Source organism: Nocardia yamanashiensis NBRC 100130 (assembly GCF_001613325.1).
Taxonomy (GTDB): domain Bacteria; phylum Actinomycetota; class Actinomycetes; order Mycobacteriales; family Mycobacteriaceae; genus Nocardia; species Nocardia yamanashiensis.
The window spans coordinates 334,484-349,493 of record NZ_BDCD01000016.1; the positions used below are offsets into that span (position 1 = coordinate 334,484).

At 69.9% G+C, this 15,010-nt stretch carries 12 protein-coding genes; 7 read left to right on the forward strand and 5 right to left on the reverse strand.

Translation table 11 applies throughout. The features are described from left to right. The first annotated feature begins 28 nt into the window (after nucleotides 1-28). Genes NY1_RS18150 through NY1_RS18160 form a run of 3 tightly spaced genes read left to right on the forward strand, consistent with a single transcriptional unit; the run spans nucleotide 29 to nucleotide 4,163 of the window. Nucleotides 29-1,408, forward strand: a complete 1,380-nt coding sequence (locus NY1_RS18150) for an MFS transporter (RefSeq protein WP_067714277.1) — start codon at nucleotides 29-31, stop codon at nucleotides 1,406-1,408. Next, complete coding sequence (locus NY1_RS18155) at nucleotides 1,405-2,175, forward strand: 3-hydroxybutyrate dehydrogenase (RefSeq protein WP_067714280.1); 771 nt, start codon at nucleotides 1,405-1,407, stop codon at nucleotides 2,173-2,175. The genes NY1_RS18150 and NY1_RS18155 overlap by 4 nt, the downstream gene beginning before the upstream one ends. Beyond that, nucleotides 2,172-4,163: an acetoacetate--CoA ligase gene (locus NY1_RS18160; protein WP_067714567.1), complete on the forward strand. Its 1,992-nt coding sequence runs from the start codon at nucleotides 2,172-2,174 to the stop codon at nucleotides 4,161-4,163. Before NY1_RS18155 ends, NY1_RS18160 begins: the two co-directional genes overlap by 4 nt. On the opposite strand, the gene NY1_RS18165 is transcribed toward NY1_RS18160, so the two are convergent. After that, nucleotides 4,144-4,743, reverse strand: a complete 600-nt coding sequence (locus NY1_RS18165; protein ID WP_067714570.1) for a TetR/AcrR family transcriptional regulator — start codon at nucleotides 4,741-4,743, stop codon at nucleotides 4,144-4,146. The two genes, NY1_RS18160 and NY1_RS18165, sit on opposite strands and share 20 nt — an antisense overlap. Nucleotides 4,744-4,894: 151 nt before the next feature. Here NY1_RS18165 and NY1_RS18170 point away from each other — a divergent pair, with 151 nt between their 5' ends. From NY1_RS18170 to NY1_RS18180, 3 genes are all read left to right on the forward strand, one after another. After that, the gene (locus NY1_RS18170; protein ID WP_067714282.1) at nucleotides 4,895-5,743 is read left to right on the forward strand and encodes an alpha/beta fold hydrolase; all 849 of its coding nucleotides are present in this window, start codon (nucleotides 4,895-4,897) and stop codon (nucleotides 5,741-5,743) included. Continuing rightward, complete coding sequence (locus NY1_RS18175; protein WP_067714285.1) at nucleotides 5,740-8,115, forward strand: beta-glucosidase; 2,376 nt, start codon at nucleotides 5,740-5,742, stop codon at nucleotides 8,113-8,115. The genes NY1_RS18170 and NY1_RS18175 overlap by 4 nt, the downstream gene beginning before the upstream one ends. 124 nt (nucleotides 8,116-8,239) lie before the next feature. Continuing rightward, nucleotides 8,240-9,475 carry an MFS transporter gene (locus NY1_RS18180; protein ID WP_067714573.1) on the forward strand — a complete coding sequence of 412 codons (1,236 nt, stop codon included), beginning with the start codon at nucleotides 8,240-8,242 and terminating at the stop codon, nucleotides 9,473-9,475. A gap of 1 nt (nucleotide 9,476) precedes the next feature. Here the strand turns inward: NY1_RS18180 and NY1_RS18185 are convergent, their stop codons facing one another. Genes NY1_RS18185 through NY1_RS18200 form a run of 4 tightly spaced genes read right to left on the reverse strand, consistent with a single transcriptional unit; the run spans nucleotide 9,477 to nucleotide 14,576 of the window. Beyond that, nucleotides 9,477-10,139: an FHA domain-containing protein gene (locus NY1_RS18185; RefSeq protein WP_067714288.1), complete on the reverse strand. Its 663-nt coding sequence runs from the start codon at nucleotides 10,137-10,139 to the stop codon at nucleotides 9,477-9,479. Further along, nucleotides 10,139-11,425 (reverse strand): vWA domain-containing protein, encoded by a 1,287-nt coding sequence (locus tag NY1_RS18190; protein ID WP_067714291.1) that lies wholly within the window; start codon nucleotides 11,423-11,425, stop codon nucleotides 10,139-10,141. The genes NY1_RS18185 and NY1_RS18190 overlap by 1 nt, the downstream gene beginning before the upstream one ends. Next, nucleotides 11,422-12,546, reverse strand: coding sequence for a PP2C family protein-serine/threonine phosphatase (locus tag NY1_RS18195; protein ID WP_067714294.1), 1,125 nt, complete (start codon nucleotides 12,544-12,546; stop codon nucleotides 11,422-11,424). Before NY1_RS18195 ends, NY1_RS18190 begins: the two co-directional genes overlap by 4 nt. Beyond that, entirely contained in the window at nucleotides 12,543-14,576 is a 2,034-nt protein-coding gene (locus tag NY1_RS18200; RefSeq protein WP_439956020.1) for a serine/threonine-protein kinase, read from the reverse strand. The genes NY1_RS18195 and NY1_RS18200 overlap by 4 nt, the downstream gene beginning before the upstream one ends. On the opposite strand from NY1_RS18200, the gene NY1_RS45555 reads away from it, so the two are divergent. Then, complete coding sequence (locus NY1_RS45555) at nucleotides 14,575-14,760, forward strand: hypothetical protein (RefSeq protein ID WP_439956021.1); 186 nt, start codon at nucleotides 14,575-14,577, stop codon at nucleotides 14,758-14,760. The two genes, NY1_RS18200 and NY1_RS45555, sit on opposite strands and share 2 nt — an antisense overlap. Nucleotides 14,761-15,010 lie beyond the last annotated feature (250 nt).

The following is a 15,010-nucleotide window of genomic DNA, read 5'->3' on the forward strand; positions in this document are numbered from 1 at the left end:
TGGCGGCCCGAGCGTGAAGGAGTGCGCGATGAGCGTCCGGGTTTCGGAACCGGAGCCGGGGTCGGCGCTCGCCGGATTACGGCGAGTAGTGGCCGCCTCGATGGCGGGGACCGTCGTCGAGTGGTACGAGTTCTTCCTGTACGGCACGGCGGCGACGCTGGTGTTCAACAAGGTGTTCTTCGCCAAGGGCACCAGCGATCTGGACGCCATCCTGGCGGCGTTCATCACCTATGCCGTCGGATTCGCGGCCCGGCCGCTGGGCGGGGTGGTGTTCGGGCACTTCGGCGACAAGTACGGGCGCAAGAAACTGTTGCAGCTGAGCCTGATCCTGGTCGGCGCCTCCACCTTCCTGATGGGCTGCCTGCCGACCTTCGGGCAGGTCGGCTATCTCGCCCCGGCGCTGCTGGTCGCCCTGCGCTTCATCCAGGGCTTCGCGGTCGGCGGCGAATGGGGCGGCGCGGTTCTCCTTGTCGCCGAACACAGTCCGAGCAAGAGCCGCGCGTTCTGGGCCTCCTGGCCGCAGGCGGCGGTGCCGGTGGGCAATATGCTCGCCACCGTCGTGCTGCTGGCGCTGACCTCCACGCTGTCGGATGCCGCCTTCCTGTCCTGGGGCTGGCGGGTGGCGTTCTGGCTGTCGGCGGTGGTGGTGCTGGTCGGCTACTACGTGCGCCGGCAGATCACCGACGCGCCGATCTTCGTTGCCGCGCAACAGCTCGCGGAACAGGAGAAGGCCGCCTCGTTCAGTGCGCTCGAGGTGCTCAAGCGGTATCCGCGCGGCGTGCTCACCGCCATGGGCCTGCGGTTCGGCGAGAACATCAGCTACTACCTGATCGTCACCTTCTCCATCACCTATCTGAAAGTCCATGTGGGCGCGAACACCAAGGTGATCCTGTGGTGGCTGCTGGCCGCGCACACCGTGCACTTCCTGGTGATCCCGGTGGTGGGACGGCTCAGCGACCGCTACGGGCGGCGGCCCATCTACCTGATCGGCGCGCTCGCCGCGGGCACCTGGGGCTTCTTCGCCTTCCCCATGATGGATTCCAAGCACAATGCGGTGATCCTGTCGGCCATCATCATCGGCCTGGTGTTCCACGCGTTCATGTACGCCGCGCAGCCGGCCATCATGGCCGAGATGTTCCCGACCCGCATGCGGTATTCCGGTGTGTCCCTGGGCTATCAGGTGACCTCCATCGTGGCCGGTTCGCTGGCGCCGATCATCGCGGTGAAGCTCCTGGACACCTACCACTCCTCGGTGCCGATCGCCTTCTACCTGGCGGGCGCCTGCGCCATCACCGTGGTGGCGGTGTTCTTCGCCCGCGAGACCAAGGGCGCGGACCTGGCCGAGGTGGACCGGGCGGATGCGGAAATGCTGGCGGCGGAATCGAATTCGAAGGTGCGGGTGGCATGAGCGGGACGACCGGACCCCTACGCGGAGACCTGAGCGGGCGGACGGCGCTGGTGACCGGTGGCGCGAGCGGGATCGGCGCGGCCTGTGCGCGGGAGCTGGCCGCGTGCGGGGCGACCGTCACCGTGGCCGATATCGACGGGCTCGGCGCCAAGCAGGTCGCGGCCGAGATCGGCGGTAGCGCTTGGGAAGTGGATCTGCTGGACGTGACCGCGCTGGAGGAGCTGCGGCTGGACGCCGACATCCTGGTCAACAATGCCGGGGTGCAGACGGTCAGCCCGATCACCGACTTCCCGCCGCAGCGCTTCCGCGAAATGCTGGCGCTCATGGTGGAGGCCCCGTTCCTGCTCACCCGCGCCGCCCTGCCGCACATGTACGCGCGGGGGTTCGGCCGGATCGTGAATGTGTCCTCGGTGCACGGACTGCGGGCCTCGGCCTTCAAATCCGCGTACGTCACCGCCAAACACGCCCTGGAAGGACTGTCGAAGGTGACCGCGCTCGAAGGCGGCCCGCACGGGGTGACCAGCAACTGCGTCAATCCCGGCTACGTGCGAACCCCGCTGGTGGACAAGCAGATCGCCGATCAGGCCAAGGCGCACGGCATCCCGGAGCAGGAAGTGGTGGAACGGATCATGCTGACCGAGAACGCCGTCAAGCACCTGGTTGAACCGGAGGAAGTGGCCTCCCTGGTGGCGTGGCTGTCCACCGACCAGGCACGGATGGTCACCGGCGCGTCCTACACCATGGACGGCGGGTGGAGCGCGCGATGAACCGCACCGAGAACGCGACCGCGGCGAATGGGAACGTGCCGCAATGGGTTCCGAGCAAGGCCGATATGGACGAGGCGCGCATCACCGACTTCGCCCGCTTCGTGGAGCGGCGATACGGGGTGCGGACCGATGACTATCGGGCGCTGTGGCAGTGGTCGGTCGGCGATATCGCCGCTTTCTGGCGGGCGGTGTGGGAGTACTTCGAGCTCGGGGAGATTCCCGGTGCGGTACTCGCCGAGGCCGCCATGCCCGGGGCGCGGTGGTTTCCCGGCGTTCGGCTCAACTATGTCGAGCAGGTGTTGCGGCAGGCGCGTACCGACCGGCCGGCCATTGTCGGATTGGGTGAGGACACGCCACCGCGTGAGCTGTCGTGGGATGACATGCTCTCCCGCACTGCTGTTCTCGCGCAGTCGTTGCGTGAGCTCGGGGTGCGGCCGGGGGACCGGGTCGCCGGGTACCTGCCCAATATTCCGGAGGCGGTCATCGCGTTTCTGGCCACCGCTAGCCTGGGGGCGACCTGGAGTGCGTGCGGGCAGGACTACACGGCCAAGGCGGCGCTGGACCGGCTCGGGCAGTTGGAGCCGACCGTGCTGGTTACCGCCGACGGTTACCGCTATGGCGGCAAGGCGCACGACAAGCGCGCGGAGATCGCCGAACTGCGGGCCGGGCTGCCGAGTCTGCGTGCGACGGTGGCGATCTCGCGGCTCGGGCTCACCGTGCCCGCCGCGCTGAGCTGGGAGGACGCCACCGAGGATCCGGGGCACAGCGGCGGGTTGCCGGCCGTCGAACCAGTGGCATTCGATCACCCGCTGTGGGTGCTGTACTCCTCCGGTACTACCGGCAAGCCCAAGGGCATCGTGCACGGTCACGGCGGGGTGCTGCTGGAACATCTCAAAGCCCTTGCTCTGCAATCGGATATCGGATCCGACGACACGTTCTTCTGGTACACCAGCCCCAGCTGGATGATGTGGAACTACCAGGTGGCCGGGCTGCTCGTGGGCGCGACCATCGTCTGCTACGACGGCAGCCCCTCCTATTCCTGCCCGGACGCCTTGTGGGGGTTGGCCGCTCGTACCCGCGCCACCGTGCTGGGCACCAGTCCCGGCTATGTGCTGTCGTGCGAGAAAGCCGGTGTCATCCCGGCGCTCGCACACGACCTGAGCGCGCTGCGGCTGGTCGGCATCACCGGATCCGCGCTCCCGCCGGCCTCGTCGCTGTGGCTGCGCGACGCCGTGGGCGAACACATTCCGGTGTCCTCGATCAGCGGCGGCACCGATGTGGTGTCGGCCTTCGCCGGTGGCGTGCGCACGGTCCCGGTCCGGCCCGGCGAACTGTCGGCCCCGTATCTCGGGGTCGCGCTGGAGGCGTGGAACGAGGCCGGCGTCCCGGTGTACGGCGAGGTCGGCGAACTGGTGGTCACCGCGCCCATGCCGTCCATGCCCATCGGCTTCTGGAACGACGCCGACGGCTCTCGCTACCGCGACGCCTATTTCGACGCCTTCCCGGGGGTGTGGCGGCACGGCGACTGGATCACCGGCACCGCGCACGGCGGCGTCATCGTGCACGGCCGCTCGGATTCCACCCTGAACCGCAATGGAATTCGCATGGGCAGCGCCGATATCTACCAGGCCGTCGAAGCATTGCCCGAGGTGGCCGAAGCGCTGGTGCTCGGTATCGAGGAGCCGCACGGCGGGTACTGGATGCCGTTGTTCATCGTCCCCGCGCCGGGCCACGAGCTGACCCCGATCCTGGAACAGCGCATCGCCGCCGTCATCCGCATCGAGCTCTCGCCCCGGCACGTCCCCGACGAAATCCGTTGCGCCCCGGGCATTCCCCACACCCGCACCGGCAAGAAGCTCGAAGTCCCGCTCAAACGCCTGCTCCAGGGCGCGGATCCGGCGCAGGTCGTGGACCCCTCCGCCGTCGACGCTCCGGAGTTGTTGTCCTGGTTCGCCGCCCAGCGCCCGGCTACGACAGCCCGGCGATGAGCTCTTCGATGTAGGCGCGGAACAGCCCCGGCATATCCACCCGCTCCGGATCCAGCAGCCATTGCAGCTGCAGGCCGTCCATCATGGCGGAGATCTGCCGGGCCACCGCGACGGTATCCACCTCGGCGCGAATCGTCCCGTCCGCCTGGCCGTCCGCCAGCGCCTGCGCCAGATACTCGCCGAATTTCCGGTACCGCCGCACCGCCCACTCGTGCGCCGGATGGTCCGCGGTGACGGCCTCGCTGGTGAGCACCGTGAACAACCGCACCAGCCCGGGCACGTGCTCGTTGTACTCCACCAGCTGCACCAGCCGCATGAGCGCGTCCTTGCCGCTCAGCGGGCGGCCCGCGGACATGCGGTCGTAGTCGAGCCGGTCGCGCTGTTCCAGCACCGCCGCCAGCAGCGCCGCCTTGCTCGGGAAGTAGTGCAGCAGGCCCGGCTGCGACAGTCCGCACCGCTCGGCGATCTCGGCGATGGAGGCCCCGCGATAGCCGTTGTCGGCGAACGCCCGCAGCGCCTCGTCGATGATCTGCTCGCGCCGGGCCTCGCCCCGGGAGCGTCGTTGCGGGTTCTCGCTCATGACCAGGCACACTAACCAAGTGCGTTGATCAGGCAAAATCCTTCTCGAATAACGAAACGGTAACAGTACCGAGTGGGCACTCGGTAGACTGGGTGCTCCGCTGGCACACTCGTGCCAGCCGTACAGGGACGTGCGAGGAAGGGAAGCCGGGATGAGTCGGAGCAGCGAGGCGATCACGCCCATCACCCTGCGAGGGGGAGCCGGAGCGCTCGCCGCCTGGGAGATTCCGCCGGCCGCCGGAGTCGAGCCGCGCGGCACGGTGGTGCTGGTGCCGGGCTTCACCGGATCCAAGGAAGACTTCGAGTACATGCTCCCGCTGCTGGCGGCGGCCGGGTATCGCGCGGTGGCCTACGACCAGCGCGGGCAGTATCAGTCCGACGGGCCGGACGAGGTGTCCGGCTATGCCATGGCCGATTTCGTCGGCGACCTGCTCGGCGTGATCGATCAGGTGTCGCCCGCCGAACCAGTGCATCTGGTCGGGCATTCCTTCGGCGGTTACGTCTCGCGGGTCGCGGTCATCGCCGCGCCGCGCCGCTTCCGCAGCTTCACCCTGCTGGCCTCCGGGCCCTCCTCGATCGAGGACATCGATTTCCCGCCGCCGCAGCTGGTCGCGCAAATGGTGGAAGCCGGTGGGCGCGAAGCCATCTGGCAGCAGATGAACGCCGCCATGACCGCCGCGGGGACCACCTTCGCGCCCGGTCGCGCCGAGTTCCTGCACGACCGGATCCTCGCGACCAAGCAGGCGAACATCCTCGGCATTCTGAAGGTGATGGAGGAGCCACCCGTCAAGGATCCGGCCGAACTGCGCGAGACGGGCGTGCCGCTGCTGGTCGCCTACGGCGATACCAATGATCTGTGGGCCCCGGCCGTGCACGAGAAGTTCGCCGCCGCGCTGGGTGCGAGGACCGCCGTCTATCACGGTCACGGCCATGTGCCGAATGAGGATGTGCCCGAACAGGTTACGGCCGATCTGGTCGACTTCTGGAAGGAACTGGCATGAGCGACCGCATCGAGGATCTGCTCGGCAAGCTTGACCTGCCCGCCAAGATCAAGCTGATCTCCGGGGCCGGGTTCTTCCGGTTCGCGGGGGAGCCGAGCATCGGGCTGGCGGAGATGCCGGTCTCGGACGGGCCGTCCGGGGTGCGCGGTGAACAGTGGGATGAGCGTGATCCGTCGGTGAGCCTGCCCTCGGGCACGGCGCTGGCCGCCACCTGGGATCGGGAGCTGCTCACCGAGATCGGGGCGCTGATCGCGGCCGAGGCGCGCCGCAAGGACGTGTACGCGGTGCTGGGGCCGACCATCAACCTGCATCGATCGCCGTTGGGCGGCAGGCATTTCGAATGCTTCTCCGAGGATCCGGTGCTGACCGGCGAGATCGCGGATGCGTACGTGCGCTCGGTGCAGGAGCACGGGGTGAGCGCCTGCCCGAAGCATTACGTGGCCAACGATTCCGAGACCGAGCGCTTCACCGCCGACGTGATCGCCTCCGAACGGACCCTGCGCGAGCTGTATCTGTACCCGTTCGAACGGTCGGTGGCCGCCGGCGCGTGGATGGTCATGGCCGCCTACAACTCGGTCGACGGCGTCACCATGACCGAGAACACCCTGCTCGACGAGCCTCTGAAGGGCGAGTGGGGGTTTGACGGCGTGGTGGTGTCGGACTGGACCGCGGTGCGCTCCACCACCGGCGCGGCCAAGGGCAACGACATCGCCATGCCCGGACCGTGGGAGGCCTGGGGCGCGCCCCTGGAAGAGGCCGTGCGCAAGGGCGAGGTACCCGAGTCCGCCATCGACGAGAAGGTCCGGCGCATCCTGCGTTTCGCCGAACGGGTCGGCGGATTGAACGGCGAGCCCAAAGCGGTCGCGCCGTTCACCGACGCCGCCGCACAGCAACTGGTGCGCGCGGCCGCCGCCAAGGCCATGGTGCTGGTCGCCAATGACGGCACGCTGCCCCTGGACAAGCCCGCGCGGGTGGCGCTGCTCGGGTCCGCCGCCGCCGAACCGCGTTTCATGGGCGGCGGCAGCGCCACGGTCATTCCGGCGCACACCACCTCACCCCTGGAGGGGCTGTCGGCCGCGCTGCCGGTGACCTACACGCCCGGTGTGCACTTGAGCGAGAACCTGATTCCGGTGCCGCCGGCCCTGGTCACCGATCCCGAGACCGGGACGCCGGGGCTGTCGCTGCGCTACCTCGACGGTGACGAGGTGCTCGAGGCCGAACATCGCACCGCCGGCAGCCTCATGCTGTTCGGCAATCCGAATGCCATGGCCGCCAAGACCATCGAGCTGCGCGGCCGGTTGCGGGCCGACGCCGCCGGGGAATGGCGAATCGGGCTCGCGGGCGTCGGCGCGCTGAGCCTGAGCATCGACGGCGAGACCGTCCTCGAGGACACCGTCATGCCCGACGGCGGCGATCCGGTGGAGATGCTGCTGAATCCGCCGCAGCGCTTCGTCACCCGCACCCTCGCCGAGGGCGACGAGGTGGACGTGCTGATCCGCCTGACGCCCGGCGGCGGCTTCCCCGCCATGGGCATCACCTACGCCATCGGCCGCCCGCGCCGCGCCGACGACGAAGAGTTCGCCGCCGCGGTCGAATTGGCGCGCAACTCCGATGTCGCGGTGATCGTGGTCGGCACCACCGAGCAGATCGAATCCGAAGGCTTCGACCGCACCGACCTCGCCCTGCCCGGCCGCCAGAACGAACTGGTCGCGGCGGTGGCGGCGGTCAACCCGCGCACCATCGTGGTGGTGAATTCCGGTTCGCCCGTGGAGATGCCGTGGCGCGACGACGTGGCCGCGGTGCTGCTGGCCTGGTTCCCGGGACAGGAATTCGGCGCGGCGCTGGCCGATGTGCTCACCGGCGCGGCCGAACCCGGCGGCCGGTTGCCCACCACCTGGCCCAAGACCATGGCCGATGTGCCGGTGCTCAACACCAAGCCGAACCCGGACAACAGCCTGCCCTACGACGAGGGCATTCACATCGGATACCGGGCATGGCTGAAATCCGGTGTGGCCCCGGCCTATCCGTTCGGGCACGGCCTCGGCTACACCAGCTGGGAGCTGTCCGGGCTCACGGTATCGGGGCGCACCGCGACCGTCACGGTGCGCAATACCGGCGACCGTGCCGGGCGTCAGGTGGTGCAGGCGTACCTGTCCCGCGAGCACAGCGCCGTCGATCGCCCGGTGCGCTGGCTGGCCGGGTTCGCGCTGGTCGAGGCCGGAGCGGGTGAAACCGTCACCGCCACCATCGAATTGCCGCGGCGCGCGTTCGAGCACTGGACCGATGCCGGCTGGGCCGTCGAGCCCGGCGGCTTCACACTCCATATCGGCACCTCCGTCATGGAGCTACCGCTCACCGCCGACATCGGCTGAGCCGCGGCCGGTCCCGTGCCGCGTGCGGGACCGGCCGTTCGGAGCGGGCCGCGCGTGCGGCCCGCCATCCGGCCTGCCCGCGGCCGGAGTTCACGCTTCCGCTTCTCTCCGCTTGGGATTCACCGTGGCTGATTTCGATGCCGACGCCGTCGTCGGCGCACCACCCGTGGCCGCGCCGAACCGCGGGCAGCTGCCCCTGCTGTTCCTGGGCAACGCGGCCATGTACGCGGTGTACGTGGGCGTCGGATCGGTATTGCTGCCCTTGCAGATCGAGCACATCGATCCGGCCCACAAGGTGGCGAACCTGGGCTTGGTGGCCGGTGTGGCGGCCATCTTCGCGACCGTGTTCAATCCGGTCGCGGGCGCGCTGTCGGATCGCTCCGGGCGGCGCAATCCGTGGATCCTGGGCGGCGGACTGGCGGCGATCCTCGCCCTGGGACTGCTCGGCAGCGTGAATACCGTGCTGCTGGTGGCCATTTGCTGGTGCCTCGGGCAGGCCGTCATGAACATCTACCAAGCCGCGATCACCTCGGTGGTGCCGGACCGGGTGCCGTTGGACCGGCGCGGAACGGCCTCGGCGGCAGTGGGTTTGGGCCTGCCGGTGGGATCGATCATCGGCGTGCTGCTGGCGTCCGGCTTCTCCGACCATTACCGCACCGGATATCTCGCGCTCGGTGCGCTGGTCGCGCTGGCCGCGGTGGTGTTCACCACGCGTGCCAAGGAGCAGCGGCTGCCGCCGAAACAGGCTGCGCCACTGCGGGATCAGGTCGTCACTTTCCTGGGTGTACTGCGCGAGCACGACTTCCGCTGGGCGTTCATCGGCCGCGCGCTCATCGTGCTCGGCTACTTCGCCGTCAGCGGCTACCAGCTCTACATCCTGCAAGACCATATCCGGCTGCCCGGGAGCCTGGAACCCGCTGACGCCGTGGCGATCCTGACCCCCATCGCCGCCGTCGGCATGGCGATCTCCACCGTGATCGGCGGCGTCCTGTCCGACCGCCTGAACCGCCGCAAACTGTTCGTCGGCATCTCCGCCGGGCTCGCCGCCGGTGCCCAGCTCATCCCCGCCCTCAGCCCCACCTGGCCCGGCATGCTGGTCTTCGCGACCGTGAACGGTTTCGCCTTCGGCTGTTTCATGGCCGTGGACACCGCCCTGGTCACCATGGTGCTGCCCAAGGCCGAGGACGCCGCCCGCGATATGGGCGTGCTGAACATCGCCAATGCCGGACCGCAGATCCTCGGCCCGTTCGTGGCCTCGGCGGTGGTCGGTCTCGGCGGCTACACCCCGCTGTTCCTGTTCGGCGGCCTGCTCTCGGTGCTCGGCGCGCTCGCGGTCGCCCCCATCCGCTCGGTGCGCTGAGTCAGAACCGTTCGGCGGTCAGCGTGATGGTGGTCCAGCCGCCGACGTGAATCCGGTCGCCGGATTGCAACGGCAGCGGCCGGCGCGGCGGGATGGGCGTGGAACTCTCGTTGACGCAGGTGCCGTTGGTCGAACCCAGATCCGTCACCGCGATGCTGTCGCCGTCGACGTGCAGGATGGCGTGCGAGCGCGAGACCGCCACATCCGCCGGGGCGATGGACAGGTCGATGTGCGGGTGCACGCCCTGCGATTCGCTGCGCTTGCCGATCAGAATGTCGGTGTCGTGCAGGGGAATCCGGCGCTCCGGGTAGTAGACGGGGAAGTCGACGCGATCCAGGTCCGGGCCCTTGAGCGCGATCATGCGCTGATAGTGCGCCTGATCCGCGGTCACCGTGGCCACCCACAGCACCGTGCCCGCGGCGATGCCGTGGTCACCGGTCACCTCCGCCACGGATTCCGGTGGGGGAGCGGCAATCCGGGGCGCGGTGCCCAGCGCGGAATCGTAACCGCAGTACTCGCAGAACCGGCCCTCCAGGGGCGACCGGCACTGCGGGCACGGCGGCGCGAGCGGGGCGGCGGGCGGCGCGGCCGCGCCCATCGGCGATCCGCACACATCGCAGTAGTCGGTCGCCGTGGACGGGTGGCCTTCGGGGCAGGCGGGCATCAGTCGTCCTTTCGCACCCGGGCGGTCTTGGTGGAACGCACATCCAGGGCCATCTCGTCGGCCGGATCGATGGCCGAACGCAGCCGCACCGTGCCGGTCCGGTCATCGACTTCCACCACCGCCGCAAGGAGTTTGGCGGTGTTGTCGTTGCCGGACTCGGCGGCCAGCTGCACCGCGCGCTGAAGTTTCGCGGTGGCGGTGGTGAGATCGCCCGCCTTGCGCGCGGCCAGCCCCTCCTGCACCGCCTGCGCCAGCTCGGCCTGCCCGGTGTAATGCGCCACCCGGCGGCTGATCCGCGCCGACAGATCGGTGTCGGTGGTCCACACCGCCTTCACCAGACCCTGGCCCACCACCTCGTCGCCCAGCACCACGCTGATCCGCGCGGCCAGCTTCTCGCGGCCGGGCGCGGCCGGTTCCACCTCCAGTTGCACGTGATAGTCGCGTTCCTCCGCGCCCCACGAACCCAGCGGATACTCACCCACCTGCGGCCCCACTTGATGGCGGCGATCGGTGAGCACCTCGATGGTCGGCGCGACCTGCTTCACGAACCGGATCTGCGCCCCCACCGGTGTCCAGAGCCGCAGCGTCAGTTCGGGAATCGACTTGGCCATGGAGCTCTGCATCATGGCGGCGAAATCGGCGGCGAGCAGATCCGGGGTCTTGATCAGGTCCACGGTGCCGTGCAGCGCGGAGGCGATGGATCGCAATTCGTCCACCCGCCAATCGGTTCCGACGCCGCGGCAATCGCAGGTGAACACGCCTTCCGACGCCTGGATCTCACGGGCCAGCTGCTCCGGGGTCTCGTGCTCGTTCTGGCCGTCGGTGAGCAGGATGGCGTGCGCCATCGCCCCCGGATGATGCTGGGCGATGATGCGCGACAACCCCAGCCAGGTGCCGATGGCGGTGCCGCCGGAGGGCCGCAGCTTGTCCAGCGCGTGCCGGGCGGCGGCGCGGGTGTGCCGGTCGGCCACCGCGGACGCGCCGTCCTTGGGGAACACCACCTCGGCCTTGTCGGTGCCGGCCACGATGGCGAACCGGGTGCCGTCGGCGAGCACGTCCAGCGCGGCCAGGGTGGCGCGGCGGGCGCCGCCGAACTTGTCGTGGCCGCCCATCGAACCGGAACAGTCGATGATCAGGATCTCCACCCGCTGCTGCGGCGGGGCGGCCACGGTCAGCTCGTCGGTGGTCTCCACGGTGACGATGGCGTCCACCGTGCGGGCGCCCTCGGCCAGATATTCGTTCTGATCGACGGCGACCGAAATGCCTGCTGCGGTAACGGAACTCATCGGGCATCTCCTGCCTGTACCGGGTTGGGCACCGGAACCAGCGCCACACTGATGTTGTCCTTGCCGCCCGCGTGCAGCGCGTGATCGACCAGCGCCCGGGCGGCGGGTAGCGCCGGATACGCGGTGGCGATACGGGCCAGCGCGGCGGCCTCGGGAAGGTAGTTCCACAGGCCGTCCGTGCACAGCAGCAGCACGCCGGGATCGGTGACCCGCACGCTGCGCACGCAATCGGCGGGCCACGGTTTGCGTTCGCTGTCCGCGCCCAGCCAGCGGGTCAGCACATGCGCGTGCGGGGCGTCCATGGCGGCGTCCTCGTCCATCACGCCGGTGTCCACCAGCGCCTGGGCCAGGGAATCGTCGCGGGTGAGGCGGGTGGACTCGGCGAAGTCGGGGCGCAGCCAATAGGCGCGGGAGTCACCGATATTGACCACGGTGAGCTGGGCGCTGCCGTCCGGGGCGAGCTGGGCGACGGCCGACACATAGGTGCAGGACGGGGATTTGCCCTCCGGGGTGCCGATCTCGCGCACCGCCTGCGCGGCCGCGTCCAGCCCGGCCAGCACGGCCTCCTCGGGCGGGCGGCCCATGGTGAGCGCGGCCAGGCAGGCGTCCACGCCCGCGCGCGCCGCCGCACCCGACGCGGCCTGCGGATCCTCGGAGGTCGAGACGCCGTCGCAGACCGAGATCACCACGGTGCCGGCGTTCTCCAGCACCGCCGCCGCGACCGAATCCTCATTGTGCTCGTGCAGGATCCCGCGATCGGTGATGAGCACGGTGGCAGCCAGATCGGCCTCGAAGCGGTCCCGGCGCACGCTGAGCTGACCGCAGTCCACGCAATAGCCGTCGGTGTCGAAATGCTTGCCGCCGCAGGCTTCACACGCGGTGACACCCGAGTCGTAGGACATGGTGGTGCCGGTGAACGGCGGGATGGCGCCGCTGAGCGCGGTCGCCAGGGCCGGGGCTGCGGTGAGTTCGGGCAAGGTCTGATCCTCCGTGGACTGTGCGAGATCGGCGGGTTGCGGCGGCAGTGCGACGCGGCGGGTGCTCAGCCGGTGGCCGCAGGCCTCGCAGAAATGGTCGGTATCGGCCGCGAGCGCGCCGCAGGCCGGGCAGCGGGCGGTCACAGCGTGGTCCTGGGGCGCACCGAATTGGCCTGTTCGACCAGGGCGATGCGCTCCCACATATCGTCGGCTTCACGGGCCAGATCGCGATAGCAGCGTTCCAGGCCGGTGCGCACGCCCGGCTGATCGAGCGGGCTGCCCAGCAGCGGGGCCTGCCCGGTCGGGACGCGGCCCAGCGTGAGCCAGTGCAGGGCGGCGTCGAGGACGCGCAGACGAGCTTGGGCGGCAACGCGTTTGGAATCCAGGCGCAGTCCCTCGACGCGGCCGCCCGCGTCGCGCAGCAGCGTCTCGGTGAGCTGGCCGTCACGGTCGACGTCGAGGAGGATGCCGACCGCGGCGATACCGGCCTCGGTGTGCACGGCCGAGGCGCGATCGACCTGATCCAGCACGGTGATGGCGCCGGCGCGGTCCTGGGCCAGGCGGCGCAGGCGGGCCAGGCCGAAAGCCGCACTGGTGTAACCGCGATCGGTGCGCCACACCGCCTCGTAATAGGTGGCGGCGCGGCGGCGGGCGGGCTCCGGATCGGTGCCGTTGCCGTGATTGCCGAGGTTCTCCGCGGTGACCGCCAGCGCCAGTTTCGGCGCGGCCTCGCCGGGCAGCGCGGTGTACAGCGCGTCGAATTCGGCCGCGGCGGAAGTCCAGTCGCGTTGCAGCAGCCGGGCCAGGCCGCGATACCAGGTGAGGCGCCAATCGCCGGTCAGGGGATCCTCCAGTTCGTCCAGGCGGCGCAGCGCGTCGTCGACGGCGCCGAATTCCAGTGCGGCACGGACCAATCGGAGCGGGATCTCCACCGATTCGGCCTGGCCGGTCACCACCGAGCGCAGGCCGGCGGCGAGTTCGCGTTCCAGGATCTCCGGCTCGACCGCGCTGGTCGAGGCCAGCAGCGCCGCACCGGTGTCGTTCGGGTCCACCAGCGGGACCGGAAGGGCGGCAACGAGTTTCGCCGGATCGTCCGGCAGTTCGTCACCCACGCCGAAGACGCCGCGTGACGGGCCGAAGCGGGCGGACAGGCCGGGCCGGGGCAGGCCGTCGTCGGTGGCGAGCACCTCGCGCAGCACGCCGGTCAGCTGGTCGGCCATCTCCTCCATGGAGCTGAACCGGGCCTCCGGATCGGGGTCGGTGGCGCGCAACAGGAATCGGTACAGCGATTCGTGGCGGGCCAGCACCGGTTCGGTGGCGGGGGTGGGCAGCGGGCCCAGGCGGCCGTTCTCGGTCGGCAGGCTCATCAGCAGCACCGCCAGGGTGCGGCCCACCGTGTACACCTCGGTGGCGATGGTCGGGCCGGTCTCGGCGATCTCCGGGGCCTGATAGCCGGCGGTGCCGTAGATGGCGCTGTGCTCGTCGTTCATGGCGATGACCGCGCCCAGGTCGATGAGCTTGAGCTGTTCCTCGGTCTGCATCACGTTGTCGGGCTTGAAATCGCAGTAGGCCCAGCCGTAGGAGTGCAGATAGCCCAGGGCGGGCAGCATTTCGAGCACGTAGGCGATGGCGCGGGCGGGCGGCAGATGCGTGCCCTCGGTCTCGCGGTGGCGGCGCAGCAGCTGCTTGAGCGAGGTGCCGCCGACGTACTCCATCACGATGTAGCCGACCGGTTCCCCATCCGGTCCGGTCTCCTCCGCGAAGTTGTAGATGCGCACGATATTCGGGTGATCGACCTGCGCCAGGAAGCGGCGCTCGGCCACCGCGGCGCGCATGGCGTCGGCGTCGCCGGTATTGAGCAGGCCCTTGAGCACCACCGGGCGATCGTTCACCTTGTGGTCGACGGCCAGGTAGATCCAGCCCAGCCCGCCGTGCGCGAGGGGGCCCAGCACCTCGTACTGGCCGACCGCTTGGCCGCGGGACAGTTTGGGAGTGAAGGAGAACCGCGTGCCGCAATGGCCGCAGAAACCCTCCGCGCGCCCCGGCTGCCCATCGCGCCCCCGCCCGACCGGCCGGTCACACTTCCCGCAATAGCGCTGATGCTCCGGCACCTGCGCGTTCTCGAGCACCGCCGACACCGGCTGAATCCGGGGCACCCGTGGGACATTCACCATGCCCGCGCCCAGCCGGCCGCGGGTCGCACCCGAGGACCCCCGGCCGGTGCGGACCGAACGGCCGCTCCCACGTCCCGACCGGCTGCCGGTGCTCGCGCTCGAACCACCGGTCTGGGTGGTCGCGGACGGAGAGAAGGCGGCCGTCCCGACCGGCCCGGGCGCGGTACCGCACACCTCGCAGTAACCGTCGCTGATCTTCCCGCCGCACCCCGGTTCGGCACAGATATCGGCGGCGGTGGGCGAATGTCCGGGCGACCCACCGGCTCCGGCGGCGGAGTGGCGGGCGGCCGGATTCCCTTGCGCCCCAGCGGCTGCAACGGAGTGACCGGCGGCCTCAAATCCCGGTGTACTACCGGCTCCTGTGGCCGCGCTCATAGTGCCGGGCGTCGGCGGGGCGGCACCGCACACGTTGCAGTAGCCGTCCTCGATGACTC

What these genes read in the sequence shown, in the direction of transcription:
- NY1_RS18185 (WP_067714288.1), bottom strand. Translation starts at nt 10,139, where the DNA reads ATGCCCGCCTGCCCCGAAGGCCACCCGTCCACGGCGACCGACTACTGC.
- NY1_RS45555 (WP_439956021.1), top strand. Translation starts at nt 14,575, where the DNA reads ATGCCCGCGCCCAGCCGGCCGCGGGTCGCACCCGAGGACCCCCGGCCG.
- NY1_RS18170 (WP_067714282.1), top strand. Translation starts at nt 4,895, where the DNA reads ATGAGTCGGAGCAGCGAGGCGATCACGCCCATCACCCTGCGAGGGGGA.
- NY1_RS18165 (WP_067714570.1), bottom strand. Translation starts at nt 4,743, where the DNA reads ATGAGCGAGAACCCGCAACGACGCTCCCGGGGCGAGGCCCGGCGCGAG.
- NY1_RS18160 (WP_067714567.1), top strand. Translation starts at nt 2,172, where the DNA reads ATGAACCGCACCGAGAACGCGACCGCGGCGAATGGGAACGTGCCGCAA.
- NY1_RS18200 (WP_439956020.1), bottom strand. Translation starts at nt 14,576, where the DNA reads ATGGTGAATGTCCCACGGGTGCCCCGGATTCAGCCGGTGTCGGCGGTG.
- NY1_RS18190 (WP_067714291.1), bottom strand. Translation starts at nt 11,425, where the DNA reads ATGAGTTCCGTTACCGCAGCAGGCATTTCGGTCGCCGTCGATCAGAAC.
- NY1_RS18150 (WP_067714277.1), top strand. Translation starts at nt 29, where the DNA reads ATGAGCGTCCGGGTTTCGGAACCGGAGCCGGGGTCGGCGCTCGCCGGA.
- NY1_RS18155 (WP_067714280.1), top strand. Translation starts at nt 1,405, where the DNA reads ATGAGCGGGACGACCGGACCCCTACGCGGAGACCTGAGCGGGCGGACG.
- NY1_RS18175 (WP_067714285.1), top strand. Translation starts at nt 5,740, where the DNA reads ATGAGCGACCGCATCGAGGATCTGCTCGGCAAGCTTGACCTGCCCGCC.